Origin of the sequence: Bacteroides salyersiae (assembly GCF_031172035.1) — a bacterium.
Classification (GTDB): Bacteria; Bacteroidota; Bacteroidia; order Bacteroidales; family Bacteroidaceae; genus Bacteroides; species Bacteroides salyersiae.
The window spans coordinates 704,984-724,880 of record NZ_CP133452.1 but is presented as its reverse complement, the minus strand read 5'-3'; the positions used below and the strand labels follow the sequence as shown (position 1 = coordinate 724,880).

Genomic DNA, 19,897 nt, shown 5'->3' with positions numbered 1-19,897 from the left:
GAGAGAGTTCTTGGGGACGCGTCCTTGTTTTATGTATCTGGTGATTATTTCTCCGTATAATCGTTGTTCCTTTTGATTAGTTCGATCAATTTTTCCACGGCTTCTTCTTCCGGAATATTTTTCTCTATACACTCCTTGCGCTTGTATAGACTGACTTTTCCCCGTCCGGCTCCGACATATCCGTAATCGGCATCTGCCATTTCTCCAGGACCATTAACGATGCAACCCATAATTCCTATTTTTAAACCTTTCAAGTGTGAGGTGGCTTCTTTAATACGGGCAATGGTATGCTGCAAATTGAATAAGGTACGTCCGCAGCCCGGACAAGAAATGTATTCTGTCTTGGAGGTACGGATACGTCCTGCCTGCAAGATTCCAAAGGCAGTAGCATCTATTACGGCATGGCTTAGTGAACCTTGGTTGAAAAGGAAAATACCGTCGCATAAACCGTCGAATATTAATGCCCCCATATCAGCGGCGGCCTTTATTTGCAGGTCTTCAGCAACTTCTTCCTGATAGTGCTGGAAGAAGATTACTGGATTTTTCAGTCCTTCGGACATTAACTGGTGTACCAGTGCGCGGTGTTCACCTACTCGGTTGGGATGATTACTTTGAGAAATAATGACGACTTCCGGATGTATTTTGAGACAGGCGATCACTTCATCGGTCTGTGCCATATAAGGCATAAACAGAAATTTCAGTTCTGACTGACACATGCCTATCAATGGAAGCTGGGCATGATTGAATGCCGGCCATGTCCCTGTCTCGCCCTCCCATACATTTGCATCCAAAATGTACTCGACATTGGCTTCACGTTCGGCCGGAAGTTCTCTTCCTGCATAGATATAATCGGGAGTAAATTGCGGATTTACTTCTGTGTTACCATCCATGCGGTCAGCCAGAACAACAGGGAGGTGATCACCGCCTATATTACGGATGGCATTTGTCTTTCTCCGGGAAGGAGACACGTAATTGAATCCGGTTGCTTCTATACCGGGAATATAGGGGTGTTCGTGACGGGCAGTGATATAATCGACTAATTTACGTGCAACCGGAATTTCTGCTTCCGGTTCTTCACTGAGCGACACGCGAATCGTATCTCCTAATCCATCTGCCAACAGGGCACCGATGCCCAAGGCCGATTTGATACGTCCGTCTTCTCCATCTCCGGCTTCGGTAACGCCTAAATGCAATGGGAATGCCATTCCCTCTTTTTCCATAACAGTTACCAGCAGGCGGACCGTTTTAACCATTACCACAGTGTTGGATGCTTTGATGGAAATTACTACGTCGTGAAATTGTTCTTCTACACAGATTCGTAGAAACTCCATACACGACTCTACCATACCTTCGGGGGTATCACCATAACGGGACATGATACGGTCGGACAACGAACCATGATTTACTCCGATACGGATAGCCGTACGATTCTCTTTGCAGATATTTAGAAAAGGAACAAAGCGGTCACGGATTTTCTGCAATTCCTGGGCATACTCTTCATCCGTATATTCCAGTTGTTTGAAAGTACGTCCCGGGTCAACGTAGTTTCCCGGATTGATGCGTACCTTTTCGGCATATTGTGCCGCCACATCGGCTACTTTGGGGTTGAAGTGTACGTCGGCTACCAATGGTACCATGTATCCCTGACTGCGCAAGCCGATATTGATATTCATCAGATTTTCCGCCTCTTTGATACCCTGCGTTGTGAGACGGACATATTCTCCACCTGCATCTACGATACGTTTGGCTTGCTCTACGCATGCTTCCGTATCTTGTGTCGATGTGTTTGTCATCGACTGAATGCGGATAGGATGGGGGCCGCCCAATGGGACGGCCCCGATATTTACTTCTGATGTCTCTCTGCGGGAGTAATTGAATAAATCCCTTTCCATTTACTGTTTGCTATTTATTATTTACCCTTTGAACCGTTGCGATTTACATCTTGCGGCTGCGACAAACATGCGGCTGTCATGCAGCTAAACAGTAAATTGCAAATCGTTCAATCGTAAATTTAATTGGTTTTATATTCAAACTTAACTTCTTTCAGTTCCTCATTGGCTTTTACAATTTTCTTTTTCAAGCCTTCTTTGTAAGTCGCAAAAGTGTTTGCAAGTTCTGTATCGCCCAAAGCTAACATCTGTACAGCCAAGATAGCTGCATTCATTGCCCCGTTGATTGCTACGGTTGCTACCGGTATTCCGGGAGGCATCTGGATGATAGAATAGAGCGCATCTACACCATCGAGTACGGAACCTTTAATAGGTACACCGATAACCGGAAGAGTCGTATTGGCAGCGATTACCCCCGGAAGTGCAGCCGCCATGCCAGCAGCGGCAATGATTACTTTTATACCGCGTGAACAGGCATTCTTGGCAAATTCTTCTACTGCCTCAGGAGTGCGATGGGCAGAGAGGGCGTTCATTTCGAACGGCACATGCAAATCATTGAGCAGTTGTGCCGCCTTCTCCATAACAGGAAGGTCGGATGTGCTACCCATGATGATACTTACAATTGGAGTCATGATTTTATTTAAAAATTTAATGATTCTAAATTTGGCATTCTGATTAGTAAAAGTATAGCTGTGTAGTCATTAATCACTTATCACTAATCATTTATCACTATTTATATTACTATTTACCAGGTCTTATCCATTAACTACCGCTTTATATGCTTCCGCATCCAGCAAGTCGTCGATGTCTTTTATATCGGCAGGTTTCATTTTGATGAGCCAACCTTCGCCGTAAGGGTCTTTATTTACCAATTCCGGGTTTTCTTCAAGACTCTCGTTCTGTTCGAGCACTTCACCGGCTACCGGCAAGAAAAGGTCGGAGATGGTTTTTACCACTTCAATCGTACCGAAAGTTTCATTTGCTTCCAGTGTTTCGCCTACCGTCGGGATGTCAACGAATACGATATCACCTAATTGTTCTTGTGCGTAATCAGTGATACCTACATAAGCGATGTCACCTTCTACACGAATCCATTCGTGTTCGTTGGTGTACTTTAAATTTTGTGGGAAGTTCATAATAATTAGTTTTTAAGAATTTATATTTAAAATAAAAAGATTCGAAACAATACATTACTTAGCGGATGCAGTACAAGTAATGCACATATCAGTCCGACGGCAAAGCCGGATAATACTTCACCTAATGAATGATGCCGTAGTATGATTCGTGCCGATCCCAATACTCCGGCAACCAGAATAAACAAACATAGCCACCATACCGGGTTATATCCGAAGAGTTCGCTGAATGAGATTAATCCACCGATAATTCCACCTATACCGGCCATATGTTCACTCAACTTCCATCTCAGATTGACGATGATGCAAATGATCTGTACGACCAGTGCAGCCAGTATAATGCCGGTCATATACCAGGGGATATTCAACTTATGCATCATCAGCAGGCAGAAAACATATGAGATGATGGTGAGTGTAAAAGGTATGTAGCGTTTTTTACGTTCGCTTAGTTCCTGTAAGGCAAATCCGTTAATCTTACGAAACAGGAAAATGGTGATGGTAGGCATCAGTATGGTGAAACAATATACGATTCCCAATACAATTAGCTTGTATTGTAAAGGCATAATACGCAGGTAAGAAAACAGGAAAAGAACCAAAAAGGCTAAAAAGGGGATAGAGAACGGGGTCAGTATCCATGATGTAACCTGTGCTGTTCTGATAAGCGTTTTATCTGCAATAATATGTTGTTCTACATTCACTTCTCCCATACGACGGGCCTTTGATTTTAATTATTAATTCTTCATTATTTCCTCAGCCTTGCTACCGGTATATTCAATTGTTGCCGGTATTTGGCTACGGTACGTCTTGCGATTGGATATCCTTTTTCTTTCAGGATATCTGCCAGCTCGTCGTCTGTCAACGGTTTCTTTTTATCTTCGTTGTCGATACATTCTTTTAATATTTTACGTATTTCACGGACAGACATCTCTTCACCATCTTCAGTGGTATATCCGTCACTGAAGAAAAATTTTAACGGGTAAATTCCGAAATTAGTTTGTACGTATTTACTGTTGCTGACACGTGAAATGGTCGAGATATCCAACCCTGTACGCTCAGCAACGTCTTTCAGAATCATGGGGCGAAGCAATGATTCGTCTCCTTCAAGGAAGAACGGCCGTTGCAGGTCGATGATAGCCTGCATGGTGGTCATCAATGTATTCTGCCGTTGCTTGACGGCGTCGATAAATCCTTGGGCTGCATCCATTTTTTGCTTTAGAAACATCATGGCTTCTTTGGCCTCTTTGGATTGATTGGCTCTGTTTTTCGTATGTTCTTCCACCATCTCCGTGAAATCACGGCTCATGCGAAGTTCCGGTACATTCCGGTTGTTGAGGCTGACATTGATACTGCCGTCGTCATAAGTGTCTACGATGAAGTCGGGAACGATTTGTTGCAAGTTACGTCCGATGGCTTCTCCTAAAGAGGCACCGGGGCGCGGATTTAGTTTCGTAATTTCCGCAATGGCAGCATTGAAATACTCTTCATCACAGCAGAGTTTTTTTATAATTTTATCCCAGTGTTTACGGGTGAATTCTTCATAATGATCTTGGATAATTCTTATTTCCATCATCAGTAACCCGTTGGGTTTTCCTTTCTTTATTTTTCGGCGAAGTTGTATCAGCAGGCATTCCTGAAGATTTCGTGCACCCAATCCGGGTGGGTCGAAACTCTGAATAATATGCAGGGCGTCTTCCAGTTCTTCTTCTGTGGCATCGATACCGGCGTAAATCGCCAATTCGTCACTGATGCTTTCAAGTGATTTGCGGAGCAAACCATCGTCGTCCAGTGATCCGATAAGGTATTCTGTCAGTTCACGTTGGTGTTCCGTGAGATTACGCTCGCGCAATTGCTCTTTCAGTATTTCATAAAAAGAGGTAGCATCGGAAAAGGGAATTTCTTCCGCTTGTTCGCCTTTCGAACGGTTGTTTTCCTGTAATTTATAATCGGGGATATCGTCTTCGTTCAAGTAGTCACTTAAAGAATCATAGTCATTGCTGTCGCCTTCTGTTTCGCTATCTGCAGCATTGCTTTCGCCCAGTTCATCGGAGGAGGATTCTTCTTTTCCTTCTTCAAGTGCCGGATTCTCCAGTAGCTCGGCATGTACACGATCTTCCAGTTCTACGGCAGGAAGCTCCAGCAGTTTTACTACCAGAATCTGCTGCGGAGAAAGCGTTTGTATCTGTTGCTGCGCCTGGGATTGTATTTGACGGGAACCTTGTGCCATACAATTTTTGTTTTCTATATTTGGTTATTTCTCGCTACAAAAGTAGCTTTTTCACCACAGATTACACATATTATGAAGATTATTTTTATTTGTATAACGCTAAATTCTCTATCTTTGTTGCATTAACTTAAAAAATAGAACATTATGTTTGGCAAAGAGACGTATGTGCAGCGACGAGCCCTGCTAAAAAAGAAATTAGGCTCCGGGGTATTGTTATTTCTTGGTAATGACGACTATGGGTTGAATTATGAGAGTAACACGTTCCGTTACCGTCAGGATTCTACTTTCCTTTATTATTTCGGCTTACCGTTTGCCGGGCTTTCTGCCATTATTGATATTGATGATGATAAAGAGATTATTTTCGGTGATGAACTGACGATTGATGACATTGTATGGATGGGAGTTCAGCCTACTTTGAAGGAGAAAAGTGAGCGGGTAGGAGTGACACAGACCTTACCGTCTGCGGAAATTATGAATTATCTGCATAAGTGTGTTCAGAAAGGCAAGGCTATTCATTATTTACCCCCTTATCGTGCCGAGCATAAATTGAAGCTGATGGACTGGTTGGGCATACCGCCTGCGCGTCAGGAAGGCTCTATCCCATTTATCCGTGCCGTAATAGCCCAACGGAATTATAAATCTGCCGAAGAAATAGTCGAAATAGAAAAGGCGTGTGATGTTACTGCCGATATGCATATTACTGCTATGCGAGTTCTTCGTCCGGGGATGTATGAATATGAAGTGGTGGCAGAAATGAATCGGGTAGCGGAGGCAAATAATTGTGAACTGTCCTTTGCCACAATTGCTACAATTAACGGACAAACATTGCACAACCATTATCACGGGAATAAAGTGAAATCGGGTGATTTGTTTTTGATTGATGCCGGTGCAGAGGTAGAATCGGGATATGCCGGTGATATGTCATCTACTATTCCTGCCGATAAGAAATTCACTGTTCGTCAGCGTGAAGTGTACGAGGTGCAGAACGCAATGCATTTGGAGTCGGTGAAAGCACTTCGTCCGGGCATCCCGTATATGGATGTATATGAATTGTCTGCCCGTGTGATGGTAGAAGGGTTGAAAGGGCTTGGCTTGATGAAAGGCAATGCTGCCGATGCGGTACAGGAAGGTGCTCATGCCTTGTTTTATCCGCATGGATTGGGACATATGATGGGGTTGGACGTGCATGATATGGAAAATTTAGGTGAAATCTGGGTAGGCTATAACGGCGAGCCGAAGAGTACGCAGTTCGGGCGTAAATCACAACGTTTGGCCGTTCCTTTGGAACCGGGCTTTGTGCATACTGTGGAGCCGGGTATTTACTTTATCCCCGAATTGATCGATATGTGGAAAGCGGAAAAGAAATTTACTGATTTTATCAATTATGATAAAGTGGAGACTTATAAGGATTTCGGCGGTATACGTAATGAAGAAGATTATTTGATTACCGAAACCGGCGCCCGGCGATTAGGTAAAAAGATTCCGTTGACACCGGAAGAGGTGGAAGCGGTATAAAGGCAGAGGATGTAATAAAGGGAGATGGGAGAATGGAGATGGGAGAAGTGCTATGCAACATGATAGCGCAGCCACTTCTCCCATTTCCATTCTCCCTTTATTACCCGTGTAGTTCCAGTATAAACCGGCTTCCCTTTGTATAACTATTATCCAATGTCAGACTGCCGTTCATCTTTGTGGCAATAAGTGAGCAAATGGGTAACCCCAATCCGTCACCCAGAGTGAGGTCTTTTACTTCCGTGAAAGGTTTGAAGATTGTTTCTTGTTGCTCTGCCGGAATGCCTGTACCGGTATCCGTTACGATAAACTGATGGGTATGTGCACCGCGTTTTTTAAAGTCGAGACTGATACGTCCTTCTTCCGTATAGTAGGCGGCATTTTGCAACAGATGGAGAAGGATGCGTTCCAATTGTTCTTTATTTGCTTTTACTTGTAGTTTGGGTGCATTTACTGAAGTCGTAATGTCTGCTTTTATATTGTTTTTAGCCTTCTCCATTATTTCTTCACAGAAAGTATTTGCGTTGATTTCGTTCATTTCATAAGGTTCGGTTAAAGAACTCTCAAGAGAAGAGAGTTCTTGAATGTCGTCACTGAATTTCTTCAATGCTCCTACTTGAGTCTGTATCTGCCGGGACTGTTGCGCTGCTATCGCGGACAAACCGTTTGCCGAGGCCGACAGGGTATTCAAGGTCGGTTCCATTTGCGAAGATATATTTTGGATAAATTGAGTTTTCAATTCGTTGTGTTCATTGGCTATTTGAATGTTCTTTTTTAGTTTTCGGTTGCCAGCCATGAAACGTAGCAATACGAATGCTAAAAGTACCAATGCGGCGACGAGAATGGCTGCGAGGGTACAAAGTCCTATGATAACATACTGTTTGGTCGATAGTGTATCATCTTTATCTTGTATCGTTTGCAGGCTTTCATCATATTTTCTTTTCAATACATTCAGTTCATCTTGGGCGGTAAGTGCTTTTACCGAATCTGTCCATACAATATAGTTTTCGTAGGTACGTCCCATCAGTGCAGCATTATTTGCTTTACGGGCTATGGATATCAGATTTTTATAACATTCGTCCACCTTCTCATAGTTTTTCTTTTCTTTGTATTGGAGGATGAGCTTCCGAAAACATGCATCTCCTTGTGTATTCAGTCCGAAAGTGTAATAGTAATTGGTCTTTGTATAAAGAAGATCTTCATTGATCGAATCGTTTTTAGCAAGCTTGGCTGTTTCTTCCAACTTGTCGAGTTGGAGTTTGGCTTGTGCAGGATTTTTCAGTGCAATATACATTTGCAGACGCTCTTTGGTGATTAGAAAACGCAGGTCGTACAGCGTTTTTTTAGTTTTCTGCTCGCCGGCCCAGACCAGTTGATCCATGCTACGGCAGAGTTCGAACCCTTCTTTGTAGAAATTTTCCCGGATATAGAACCCGTTGGCTTTTATGCCGCATTCGATGGCTTGTGGATAGTCTTCCCGGGCAGCAAATACTTCATAGGCTTTCTTGAAAAGATAGCGTGCTTTGATATAATCTTTCTGACTCAGACTGTTTTGAGCTTGTTCTTTTAACTCTTGTCCTCTGTTTGGAGTTGTTTGCGCTTGAGAGAGTACATTGAAACAGAGCATTATGGCAATGATGACTATGGGTGTTTTCATCTTTATATTGTTTGTTTATAACCGACACAAAAATAGGATAAATATATTATTTAAGGCAGGAAAACGAATTAAAAAACAGGATTATCTGTAATTACAGATAATCCTGATGATGCTTTGTTAATATTTAAAGCTGCTTCCTCCTAAAAATTCCCTTAACAAAGAGGTTGGTGGAATTTCTTTATCTTGTACGGGAGTGAAATATTTTATGAATTTTAATAACCGGTACGCTTCACAATATTCCGGACAATTTCGTGGTACTCCCATAAGGATAGGCTCGGCGTGAAGCCTCAGTACTGCAAATTCAAAAAGTAGGGCGGAATTGAACATTACGTCGGCATTTTCCTGATAAGGGAATATCCATTTATCTTCGCCGGCACGTACACTGGGCCAACGAGAGATTGTTTCCTGCGCCGAATATCCGCGATAATTAAAATCACGAATGATGCGCCGTAGCAGGCGGTTGTCTGTCGTAGGAATCCAGTTATGGTCATCCAGTGAAATGGTGGTCAGTGCCGATACATATATTTTGAATTTATTCTCACTCGGAATATGCGGAGTCAGTTCCGGATTGAGTGCGTGAATACCTTCCAATATTAAAATGGTATGTTCGTCTATTTTTAGCTTGTCCCCTTTGTACTCCTTTTTTCCGATGTTGAAGTTGAATCGCGGCAACTCGACTTCTTCTCCGCGGAGTAATGCTTGAAGTTGCCGGTTGAACAGATCCAGATCGAGGGCGTATAAGGATTCATAGTCATAGTTTCCATTTTCATCGCGGGGAGTTTCTTCGCGGTCAACAAAGTAATTGTCCAATGAAATCGGATAAGGCTTTAAGCCGTTTGTCATCAGTTGGATAGAGAGACGCTTGCTGAAAGTGGTCTTTCCCGACGAAGACGGTCCGGCTATCAGTACTAATTTTATACGGTCACCGTTTTCTCCACGATGGAAGATCGTATCGGCTATTTGGGCAATTTTCTTTTCTTGCAGTGCTTCTGCTACATTGATCAGGTCGGTGGCATGTCCTTCTTCACAGGCCATGTTAAAGTCACCGGCATTGTTCAGTCCCATGATGTTGCTCCAGTTCAGATACTCTTTAAATACGTCGAGCATTTTTTCCTGCTTTACTACTTCTTCGAGTATTTCCGGATTTTCTTTGTTGGGAATACGTAATAGCAGTCCATCGTAATATTTTACCAGATCGAACAATTTGATAAAACCGGTACTGGGTAACAGATTCCCATAATAATAATCGATGGTATCACCTAACGTATAATAATAGGTGTATAATGAACCGGAGGTTTCCAGTAATTTAACCTTGTCATTCATCCCGTGCTCGCTGAAAATGCGTACGGCTTCCGCAGTATGGCATTCGATACGGTGGTAGGGAATGTTTTCGGCAATAATCTCCTGCATCCTTTTTTTGATGAGCGATACATCTTCCAATGTGATGGCACGGCCGATGCGGAGGTTACAGAAGTATCCTTTTGATACGGGATGCTCCACGAAAAGTTTACCATCGGGAAACAATTCGCTGACAGCTTTGTATAATACAAAGCAAAGCGAACGCACATAGGTGCGCATTCCGGAAGAATCTCTTACATCGAGAAAGTCTACATCTTTGTTGTTATAGACACGGAAGTTGAGACCTTCGGAACGATTATTTACCTTGGCGCTAACAACCTGATAGGGAAAATTAAGATTAAAACCGTAATAAATATCCAAAAGTGAACTGCCAATAGGGAATTCTTTAGAAATATTATTATTTTTGCAATATATTTGTAACATCTGTTTCATTTTGGCTTTTTAAGGGGTTAAAATAGAATTGGATAAATATAGACATAATCGGTTAGAGAACAAACAACTATTAAAATAATTATAGATGGAATATTCTTTTTATGATTTTTTAAAGCTCATCGGTTCATTAGGGCTTTTCCTTTATGGAATGAAAATAATGAGCGAGGGCTTACAAAAAGTCGCAGGTGACAGATTACGAAGTATTCTGACAGCAATGACCACCAATCGGGTAACAGGCGTTTTAACAGGAGTGCTAATAACCGCCCTTATCCAATCCTCGTCGGCAACAACAGTAATGGTGGTTAGTTTCGTAAATGCCGGGTTGTTGACTCTAACCGAGTCTATCAGTGTGATTATGGGAGCTAATATCGGTACTACGGTTACTGCCTGGATCATTTCCATATTTGGTTTTAAAGTCGATATGTCTGCTTTTGCTCTCCCGCTTCTGGCCATTGCACTTCCACTTATCTTTTCCGGAAAAAGTAACCGCAAGTCTGTCGGTGAATTTATTTTTGGCTTTTCTTTCCTTTTCATGGGACTTGCTTATTTAAAAAGTAATGCTCCCGATCTGAATGCTAACCCCGATATGTTGGCTTTTGTACAGAATTATACGGATATGGGTTTTTTCTCTGTGCTCCTGTTCCTTTTTATCGGTACGATATTGACAATGATTGTACAGGCTTCTGCGGCAACCATGGCTATTACTTTGATAATGTGTGCTAATGGTTGGATTAGTCTCGAACTTGGAGCGGCATTGGTGTTGGGTGAGAATATCGGTACTACTATTACCGCTAATCTGGCTGCTCTTACTGCCAATTCGCAGGCCAAACGGGCAGCGTTGGCGCACTTGGTATTCAATGTGTTCGGCGTTATCTGGGTATTGATTATTTTCCATCCGTTTATGACTTTTGTTAATTGGGTAGTCGATACTTTCTTCCATCCGGGAAGCGCAGAAGTCGCTATCTCTTATAAGTTGTCCGCTTTCCACTCTATCTTTAATATATGCAACGTTTGTTTATTGATATGGGGGGTAAAATTAATAGAACGTACGGTGTGTGCTATTATCCGTCCGAAAGAGGAGGATGAAGAACCGCGTTTGCGATTCATTACCGGCGGTATGCTTTCTACGGCAGAACTTTCTATTCTCCAGGCCCGTAAGGAGATTCATCTTTTTGCAGAACGGACGCATCGGATGTTTGGCATGGTACAGGATCTTCTCCATACGGATAAGGATGATGATTTTAATAAAGTGTTCAGCCGTGTAGAGAAGTATGAAAATATTAGCGATAATATGGAATTGGAAATAGCTAACTATCTGAATCAGGTTTCCGAAGGACGTTTAAGTTCGGAAAGTAAATTGCAGATACGTGCCATGCTTCGTGAAGTAACGGAGATTGAAAGTATTGGTGATAGTTGCTATAATCTGGCGCGTACAATCAATCGCAAGCGACAGACCAATCAGGACTTTACCGAAAAGCAGTATGAACATATCCATTTTATGATGAAACTCACAAACGATGCTTTGGAACAAATGATTGTTGTCGTAGAAAAACCGGAACATCACAGCATCGATGTCAATAAATCGTTTAACATCGAAAATGAAATAAATAATTATCGTAACCAATTGAAGAACCAGAACATTTTGGATGTCAATAATAAGGAATACGATTATCAGATGGGTGTTTATTACATGGACATTATTGCAGAATGCGAAAAGCTTGGAGACTATGTAGTCAATGTAGTAGAAGCAAGCAGTGATGTGAAGGAGAAAAAAGCATCATAAATAAAGGGAGATGGGAGAATTGAGATGGGAGAAGTGCTATGCAGCATAATAGCGCAGCTACTTCTCAATTCTCCCATCTCACATCTCCCTTTCAATTACCCTTCGTACGGTTCGAAATCTTCTTTTCCTACCCCACAGAGCGGACATACCCAATCATCTGGAATGTCTTCGAAGGCTGTACCTGGTTCAATACCACTTTCCGGATCGCCCAATTCTGGGTCGTAAATGTATTCGCATACAGTGCAAATGTACTTCATATGTTTTATTTTTTAATAGTTTACCATATAATATAACGGAGAAAAACCGGATATTGTTCATCGAGCTTTCTTTTTTATCTGATAAAAATAAGTATCTTTGTCACAAGATAGGTGTAACAATCAGCTATTAAAAGAATTATGGTTATAGAAATCTTCTTAATTACTTTATGTTTAGTTCTTTTAATCGCTTTCCTTTGGGAGAGAAGAAAGTGGATGCAGACACGCCGGGCATTGCAGAAAGAGGCGGATGAATTGAAAAAGACAAGTTATATTGCAGGGGCGGTATTGAGAAGCGTACATGCTTTTGTATTGTTGATCGATTCAAGCTTCACTGTATTGAATACAAATTATTACAGGCGTACCGGAACCAGAAAAGGATCGGCTGAAAAGAAAGTCGGTGATTTGCTGCAATGCCGTAATGCTTTGTCTGCATCGGGCGGATGCGGTACACACGAACTTTGTGGTACTTGCCCTGTGCGTTGTGCTATTCAAAGTGCTTTTGATAAGAAAGCAAATTTTACCGACTTGGAAGTTATTTTGAACATCTATACTTCTAATTACGAATCGGTAGAGTGTGATACAATTGTTTCGGGAAACTATCTCTTATTGAATGGCGAGGACCGGATGGTTATTACTGTACATGATATTACTCGTCAAAAGCGTGCCGAACATGCTTTGCAGCAATTGAGAAGCAAAGAGAACTGCCCCCTTAAAAAAAACTAATAAATATTCTATACCAATTTAATGTTGTATTTTTGTGACTTAAACTTAACGTATGTATCTGAATGACTGCAAAGAACGATGATTATTATCATTTAGGCCTTACAGATAGTGAGGTTTTACAAAGTAGAGAAAAAAATGGTGTAAACTTATTGACACCTCCTAAGCGCCCTTCCCTCTGGAAACTCTATCTGGAAAAATTTGAAGACCCTGTTGTACGCGTATTACTTGTGGCTGCTGTTTTTTCATTGATTATCTCAATCATAGAGAATGAGTATGCAGAAACCATCGGTATCATAGCTGCTATTTTGCTGGCTACTGGTATCGGTTTCTTTTTTGAGTATGATGCGAACAAGAAATTTGACTTGCTGAATGCTGTCAATGAAGAAACCTTGGTAAAGGTGATTCGGAACGGAAAGATTCAGGAGATTCCCCGTAAGGATGTGGTTGTGGGGGATATAGTAGTACTCGAAACCGGAGAAGAGATTCCTGCTGATGGTGAACTGATAGAAGCTATCTCATTGCAAGTCAATGAATCGAACTTGACGGGTGAACCGGTTATTAATAAAACGATTATCAAAGCCGATTTTGATGAAGAGGCTACGTATGCTTCCAATAGGGTGATGCGCGGTACGACGGTAGTCGATGGACATGGTATGATGAAAGTGCTTCAGGTAGGAGATGCCACTGAGATTGGGAAAGTAGCCCGCCAAAGTACGGAACAGAGCGGGGAGCCTACTCCTTTGAATATACAGTTGACTAAACTGGCTAAACTGATTGGCAAGATAGGCTTTACGGTAGCTGCCGCTACTTTTATTGTTTTTGTTTCCAAAGATTTGTACCAATATATTTCGGCGAATGAGATTAGCGGGTGGCACCATTACATGGCCATCGCCCAGATTGTATTGAAATATTTTATGATGGCCGTAACGCTGATTGTTGTTGCTGTCCCCGAGGGGCTTCCGATGAGTGTTACCCTTAGCTTGGCATTGAATATGCGGCGTATGCTTTCTACTAATAATCTTGTACGCAAAATGCATGCTTGTGAAACAATGGGAGCTATTACCGTTATCTGTACGGATAAGACCGGTACATTGACACAAAATCTGATGCAGGTGTACGAGCCCGGTTTCTATGCATTGAAAGAGAGAGGTATCCTTTCGGATGACGATATCAGTAAGTTGGTAATGGAGGGAATCAGTGCCAACTCTACGGCTTTTCTTGAAGAAACGGACGATGGTGGCAAGCCGAAAGGTGTCGGTAATCCGACAGAAGTCGCGTTGTTGCTGTGGCTGAATTCTCAGCACCGTAATTATTTGGAGTTGCGTGAACAAGCCGGTGTGTTGGACCAGCTTACTTTTTCTACCGAGCGTAAATTTATGGCAACATTGGTACAGTCTCCTCTCATCGGGAAGAAGGTATTGTATATAAAAGGTGCGCCTGAGATCGTGTTGGGAAAATGTAAAGAGGTGGTACTCGATGGTAAACGGATAGATGCAACGGAATATCGTTCCACTGTGGAAGAACAGTTGTTAGGGTATCAGAATATGGCGATGCGTACTTTGGGTTTTGCTTTTAAAATAGTGGACGATCATGCTCCGGATGATTGTGTGGCATTGGTTGCGGAAAATGACCTGAACTTCTTGGGAGTGGTTGCCATTTCCGATCCGATCCGCCCTGATGTACCTGCTGCTGTGGCAAAATGTCAATCGGCAGGCATCGATGTTAAGATAGTGACAGGTGATACTCCGGGTACCGCTACGGAAATAGCTCGGCAGATCGGACTTTGGAAACCGGAAGATACGGAGCGTAATCGAATTACGGGCACTGCATTTGCAGATCTCACGGATGAGGAGGCTTTGGATCGGGTGATGGACTTGAAAATAATGTCCCGTGCCCGGCCTACCGATAAACAGCGTTTGGTACAACTGCTTCAGCAAAAAGGAGCCGTTGTTGCCGTAACCGGTGACGGAACAAACGATGCACCTGCTTTGAATCATGCGCAGGTAGGACTTTCAATGGGTACGGGAACTTCCGTTGCCAAAGAGGCCAGTGATATTACATTGCTGGATGATTCGTTCAATAGCATTGGAACCGCCGTTATGTGGGGACGTTCGCTTTATAAAAACATTCAGCGTTTTATCGTATTCCAGCTTACCATCAATTTTGTGGCGTTGCTCATTGTGCTGCTCGGATCGTTCGTGGGGACAGCCTTGCCTTTGACCGTAACTCAAATGCTGTGGGTGAACCTTATTATGGATACTTTTGCTGCTCTGGCTCTTGCTTCGATTCCGCCCAGTGAGGATGTAATGAATGAAAAGCCGCGTCGTAGCACTGATTTTATTATCAGCAAAGCGATGCGATACAACATATTCGGAGTCGGTACTGTCTTTTTGATCGTATTGATGGGAATGATTTACTATTTTACGAATGCTGAAAGTGGAATGACGGTACACCGGCTTACTATTTTCTTTACTTTCTTTGTCATGTTGCAATTCTGGAACCTGTTCAATGCCCGTGTATTTGGAACGAACGACTCTGCTTTCAAAGGACTTACCAAGTCTTATGGAATGGAATTGATTGTGATTGCCATTTTGGGTGGTCAGATTCTCATTGTGCAGTTCGGTGGAGCTGTGTTCCGTACGGAACCGCTCGATTGGCAAACGTGGTTAGTGATAATAGGGGCTTCGTCACTTGTTTTATGGGTGGGAGAACTTATTCGTTTCGTTCAGCGTTTAATACATAAATAAGGAATGAAAGCTAAAGGAATTAAAAATCTTCTTATTGATTTTGGCGGTGTCTTGATCAATCTCGATCGTCAGCGTTGTATAGAGAATTTTAGGAAACTGGGCCTGCAAAATGTAGATGAACTATTGAATGTCTATCATCAGCAAGGGATTTTTATGCAGCAGGAAAAGGGATTGATCACTTCTGCGGAATTCCGGGACAGCATTCGGGAGATGGCGTCAAAGTCGTTGACCGATCAGCAGATTGATGAGGCATGGAACTCTTTTTTGGTGGATGTACCGACTTATAAACTCGATTTGTTGCTGAAACTTCGTGAAAAATATGTCGTTTATCTTCTGAGCAATACCAATGAGATACATTGGAGGTGGTCTTGCGAGCATGCCTTTCCTTATCGGGGCTTCCGGGTGGAAGATTATTTTGAAAAAATATATCTCTCATTTGAAATGAGGATGGTGAAGCCCGATGCGGAGATATTCGAGACGGTGCTTGCTGATGCCAATATCGACCCGAAAGAGACTTTTTTTATAGATGATTCCGAAGCAAACTGTCAGGCGGCACAGAAATTAGGTATTTCTACCTATACACCGCAGGCTGGTGAAGATTGGAGTTCTATTTTTAACTTGAAGAGATAGCTTACTGATGCAGATTATTAGTGATATACCGGATATATTGCCCGAACTTTGTGTAGCTACCATCGGATTCTTTGATGGAGTACATGCCGGACACCGTTTCCTGATCGAACAGGTGAAAGAGGTGGCGGCTGTTCGTGGAATGCGTTCGGCATTGATTACTTTTCCTGTTCATCCCCGTAAAGTGATGAAGACGGACTATCGTCCGGAGTTACTGACTACTTTGGATGAGAAAACAGCATTGCTTTCTGAAACCGGGGTCGATTACTGCATCATGCTTGATTTTACTCCGGCGGTTTCACAACTTACCGCCAGAGAATTCATGACCGATATTTTGAAAGAACGTTATCGGGTAGAGGCGCTCGTGATTGGCTACGATCATCGCTTCGGTCATAATCGCAGTGAGGGCTTCGAAGAGTATCGCCGTTATGGTGAAGCGATTGGGATGCAGGTTATCCTCGCGCGCGCGTACATATATAATGATCTTCATATCAGCTCTTCCGCCATACGCGATTATTTGCATTTAGGAGATGTGAGCATGGCAAACCGTTGTCTTGGATATGATTATTTTCTGGATGGTATCGTTGTGGGAGGATATCAGGTAGGACGTAAGATCGGTTTTCCTACTGCTAATCTGAATGTGGACGATCCGGATAAACTTATACCGGCAGATGGTGTATATGCAGTTCATGTCAGTTTTGATGGCCGTATTTATGCCGGAATGTTGAATATCGGACATCGGCCTACTCTTGATAATGGTATGAACCGGAGTATCGAGGTACATATTCTTCATTTTCATTCTGATATTTATGATAAGTTTATCCGTATCTCTTTTGTACAACGTATCCGTTCTGAAATGAAATTCGATGGGATAGATGCACTTATCGAACAGCTTCATAAGGATGCGGCAACTGTAGAGGCATTATTGCTGTAACTATTGTCATTCTTTTATTTTTTTTGGACTTTTTCTTACATGATAGGAGCAGGCTTTTTCTGCTTGCTGTACTTTTTGTTGTATTTTATAAATAGACCTCTTATTGGTCGTAGAGTTTTGAACTGTTCCTCGTAGAGAAACGACCTCTTTCTCTACGAGTTTCACTCTTTTTCTCTATGGGGAAAAGTATGAGTGATTAATATGTTGATAACTAATGTGTTGTATATCTACTCTTCTGTTCGTATTTTTCATTGCCGAATACCTTCTTACTTTTCTTTTAGGAGTGAGTGATTGATGTTAAATAGTTACAAACGACTAATGACTGTTTTCATATACTGTATTTGGAACTGAATTGCTGTTGTCAGTTACTCTCTCTGCGGATCATTTTTCGGGTTGGTATTCCCTTTTCCCACCTCGTAAAACTCATATTTTTCGTATGATTATCGAAAAATAGGTGGAAAATATCGAAAAACGTACTTTTTTTATTGTTTTTCGATAATTTTTTATCGATTTACTTTGTGGGTTTAAAAAATATATCTTTCTTTGCATATCGAAAAACGATAAATAATCATTGAATAACAATTAAAAATATAGTCTTATGAAAAAGTCATTTATGAGTATCTCGATGTTGGTTGTATCCATCTCAATGTTAGCCCTGTTTTTGTGTAGCTCTGCAATTAATGCACAGGCCTCTTCAAAGTTTATTTATGATAAGAGTGAAAATTCGGAAACTGTGTATACTCTTGACAAAAGTGGAAAGTATCTGACTCCGAAACTTAAATACGAATATAATAAGGAAACAAAAGGCAATAAGGAGACGAAGAAAGCATACCGTTGGAATGCAAGTGAACGGAAATGGATACCTTATTACTTGATCAGTATGTCCGAGTCGGGAAATAATTCTATTGTAGAGTATGCGGCATGGGATAACCAAACGCAGGATTTTTCATTAAACTGCCAGAAAGCCGTATATAACAGAGGTTTTGAAAATGATATTCTGTCATATGTGCTTTATAAATGGAATCCGGTAGAGGAAAATTGGGAAGCCGATCAATACTTATTGTGCGGGGATTATCTGGCATTGGAAGCTGACAGTATGAATTAAAACAATTATCTTTGTACTCCTTTAAATACAGAATGAGATGAAAACTGCTATACAATTAGTCCTTATTTACTTTGGATTTCTACAGATTTTGGCACCGATGTTGATGGTTGTCCCTTGTATAATTTATTTACTGGCCACTACCGGTGCGGTAGACAAAGATTCGCTGATGCAGATGATCATTATTCCGGCACAGATGACGGGAATCCTGTTGATGGTAATCTATCTTTGGAAAGCAGGCTATATAAGTAAAGAGAAAACAACCTGGTCTGCGGTATCCCCTTCTTATTTGGGACTGAGTGTTGTTAGTCTTCTCTCATGTTCATGGCTGGTTTCTACATTAATTTCTCATATGGAGTGGTTGCCCAACATAATGGAGCAGACTTTCGATATTCTGCAATCCGGTTGGGGAGGTATCTTGGCTATCGCCGTGGCAGGGCCTGTTCTTGAAGAACTGTTGTTTCGCGGTGCTATCACCAAAGCCTTGTTGAAGCAGTACGATCCAGCAAAAGCAATTCTGATTTCCGCATTTATATTCGGCATTTTCCATATCAATCCGATACAGGTGGTTGCTGCATTTCTCATCGGGCTTTTGTTGGCGTGGGTGTATTATAAAACGGCCAGTTTGCTGCCTTGTATTCTGATGCACATATTGAATAATAGTATTTCGGTATATCTTAATATAAAATATCCCGGCATGGATGATATGGATGCTCTTGTTGGAGGAACGGCCAGTTTGATAATTACTTGCGTGGCTGTTGTATTATTGGTTGGATGTTATTGGCTGATGAAACGGACCACGATATCTTATCCCTGGAAAAAAGATACTGACATAGAAATATTGACTGATAACGATTGATAGCCATGAAAAAAAGATTGAATATACTTTGTTTATTGGTGATGCTGGTATTCTGCTACTCGGTATTCGAGTCCGCTTACTACATTAGTAGTGCGTTTGTAGATGGCTTTCGGGCGGGTATGAACTATGTTGACAACAAGGAGCAGTTTCAGAAGACGAATAATATGAAGAGCATTGCCTTGTTTCCGGATAACTTTGCAAACTTGAAAGATTCGGTTTATAATGAGAAAACGGGCGAGTTCGTTCCGGCTATTTATGGCAAACTGGTTGTGAGTGTGAATACACCTGTCAATATCTGGCTGAAGTTTATCACCATGATGTGTAACTTTATAGGGATTTTCACCATGATCTTCTCTGTGGTATTTTTTGCCAAATTGATTATTGCCATCAATAAGTCCAGAATATTTGATTGGAAGAATGTCCGGCGGCTTCGTTGGTTAGGGGCTATACTCATTCTTAATTTTATTTGTTCGGCTTTTCCTGCTTATATTTCCGCTTATGAGTTATCGGGGGTATTTTCTATATCCGGTTATTCAGTGAATTTGTCCGGTCTTGTTTCTAAATTGACTTTAGTCCTGGGGCTGGTTGCATTGATCGTTGGTGAGGTCTTCGCTATCGGATTGAAGATGAAAGAGGAGCAGGACTTGACTATTTAAAGA

At 41.8% G+C, this 19,897-nt stretch carries 17 protein-coding genes; 9 read left to right on the top strand and 8 right to left on the bottom strand.

All coding sequences use genetic code 11. From position 1 onward, the window contains the following. Nucleotides 1-44: 44 nt before the first annotated feature. The 5 genes from RB604_RS02895 to rpoN form a co-directional block, all read right to left on the bottom strand. Complete coding sequence (locus RB604_RS02895; RefSeq protein WP_055293753.1) at nucleotides 45-1,892, bottom strand: 4-hydroxy-3-methylbut-2-en-1-yl diphosphate synthase; 1,848 nt, start codon at nucleotides 1,890-1,892, stop codon at nucleotides 45-47. Between the two features lie 119 nt (nucleotides 1,893-2,011). Further along, nucleotides 2,012-2,521: a 5-(carboxyamino)imidazole ribonucleotide mutase gene (gene purE, locus RB604_RS02890; protein ID WP_055293751.1), complete on the bottom strand. Its 510-nt coding sequence runs from the start codon at nucleotides 2,519-2,521 to the stop codon at nucleotides 2,012-2,014. A 123-nt stretch (nucleotides 2,522-2,644) separates the two neighbouring features. Next, nucleotides 2,645-3,025 carry a glycine cleavage system protein GcvH gene (gene gcvH / locus RB604_RS02885; RefSeq protein WP_005928705.1) on the bottom strand — a complete coding sequence of 127 codons (381 nt, stop codon included), beginning with the start codon at nucleotides 3,023-3,025 and terminating at the stop codon, nucleotides 2,645-2,647. Between the two features lie 26 nt (nucleotides 3,026-3,051). Next, a complete protein-coding gene (locus tag RB604_RS02880) occupies nucleotides 3,052-3,729 on the bottom strand; it encodes a hypothetical protein (RefSeq protein ID WP_005928710.1) in 678 nt (225 codons plus the stop codon). 35 nt (nucleotides 3,730-3,764) lie between these two features. Further along, nucleotides 3,765-5,246 carry an RNA polymerase factor sigma-54 gene (gene rpoN / locus RB604_RS02875; protein WP_005928714.1) on the bottom strand — a complete coding sequence of 494 codons (1,482 nt, stop codon included), beginning with the start codon at nucleotides 5,244-5,246 and terminating at the stop codon, nucleotides 3,765-3,767. 144 nt (nucleotides 5,247-5,390) lie between these two features. Between rpoN and RB604_RS02870 the strand changes: the two genes are divergently transcribed. Beyond that, nucleotides 5,391-6,761 (top strand): aminopeptidase P family protein, encoded by a 1,371-nt coding sequence (locus RB604_RS02870; protein ID WP_007479879.1) that lies wholly within the window; start codon nucleotides 5,391-5,393, stop codon nucleotides 6,759-6,761. Between the two features lie 100 nt (nucleotides 6,762-6,861). Here RB604_RS02870 and RB604_RS02865 read toward each other — a convergent pair whose 3' ends face one another. Next, nucleotides 6,862-8,415 carry a sensor histidine kinase gene (locus tag RB604_RS02865; protein ID WP_007479882.1) on the bottom strand — a complete coding sequence of 518 codons (1,554 nt, stop codon included), beginning with the start codon at nucleotides 8,413-8,415 and terminating at the stop codon, nucleotides 6,862-6,864. A 117-nt stretch (nucleotides 8,416-8,532) separates the two neighbouring features. Then, nucleotides 8,533-10,206, bottom strand: a complete 1,674-nt coding sequence (locus RB604_RS02860) for a nucleoside kinase (protein WP_005928724.1) — start codon at nucleotides 10,204-10,206, stop codon at nucleotides 8,533-8,535. 85 nt (nucleotides 10,207-10,291) lie between these two features. Between RB604_RS02860 and RB604_RS02855 the strand changes: the two genes are divergently transcribed. After that, complete coding sequence (locus RB604_RS02855) at nucleotides 10,292-11,989, top strand: Na/Pi cotransporter family protein (protein WP_005928727.1); 1,698 nt, start codon at nucleotides 10,292-10,294, stop codon at nucleotides 11,987-11,989. Nucleotides 11,990-12,084: 95 nt separating this feature from the next. On the opposite strand, the gene rd is transcribed toward RB604_RS02855, so the two are convergent. Then, on the bottom strand, nucleotides 12,085-12,246 hold the full coding sequence (gene rd, locus RB604_RS02850; RefSeq protein ID WP_005928729.1) for a rubredoxin: 162 nt from the start codon (nucleotides 12,244-12,246) through the stop codon (nucleotides 12,085-12,087). A gap of 138 nt (nucleotides 12,247-12,384) precedes the next feature. On the opposite strand from rd, the gene RB604_RS02845 reads away from it, so the two are divergent. From RB604_RS02845 to RB604_RS02815, 7 genes are all read left to right on the top strand, one after another. Then, nucleotides 12,385-12,969 carry a hypothetical protein gene (locus RB604_RS02845; protein WP_007479885.1) on the top strand — a complete coding sequence of 195 codons (585 nt, stop codon included), beginning with the start codon at nucleotides 12,385-12,387 and terminating at the stop codon, nucleotides 12,967-12,969. A 62-nt stretch (nucleotides 12,970-13,031) separates the two neighbouring features. Beyond that, nucleotides 13,032-15,716, top strand: a complete 2,685-nt coding sequence (locus RB604_RS02840; protein WP_007479886.1) for a calcium-translocating P-type ATPase, PMCA-type — start codon at nucleotides 13,032-13,034, stop codon at nucleotides 15,714-15,716. A gap of 3 nt (nucleotides 15,717-15,719) precedes the next feature. Continuing rightward, on the top strand, nucleotides 15,720-16,346 hold the full coding sequence (locus RB604_RS02835; protein WP_005928735.1) for an HAD family hydrolase: 627 nt from the start codon (nucleotides 15,720-15,722) through the stop codon (nucleotides 16,344-16,346). A 7-nt stretch (nucleotides 16,347-16,353) separates the two neighbouring features. Continuing rightward, on the top strand, nucleotides 16,354-17,277 hold the full coding sequence (locus tag RB604_RS02830; RefSeq protein WP_055293749.1) for a riboflavin biosynthesis protein RibF: 924 nt from the start codon (nucleotides 16,354-16,356) through the stop codon (nucleotides 17,275-17,277). A gap of 598 nt (nucleotides 17,278-17,875) precedes the next feature. Next, nucleotides 17,876-18,382 carry a DUF3836 domain-containing protein gene (locus tag RB604_RS02825; protein ID WP_005928740.1) on the top strand — a complete coding sequence of 169 codons (507 nt, stop codon included), beginning with the start codon at nucleotides 17,876-17,878 and terminating at the stop codon, nucleotides 18,380-18,382. A gap of 37 nt (nucleotides 18,383-18,419) precedes the next feature. Beyond that, nucleotides 18,420-19,238, top strand: a complete 819-nt coding sequence (locus RB604_RS02820) for a CPBP family intramembrane glutamic endopeptidase (RefSeq protein ID WP_055293747.1) — start codon at nucleotides 18,420-18,422, stop codon at nucleotides 19,236-19,238. 5 nt (nucleotides 19,239-19,243) lie between these two features. Continuing rightward, entirely contained in the window at nucleotides 19,244-19,894 is a 651-nt protein-coding gene (locus tag RB604_RS02815) for a DUF2975 domain-containing protein (RefSeq protein WP_055293995.1), read from the top strand. Nucleotides 19,895-19,897 lie beyond the last annotated feature (3 nt).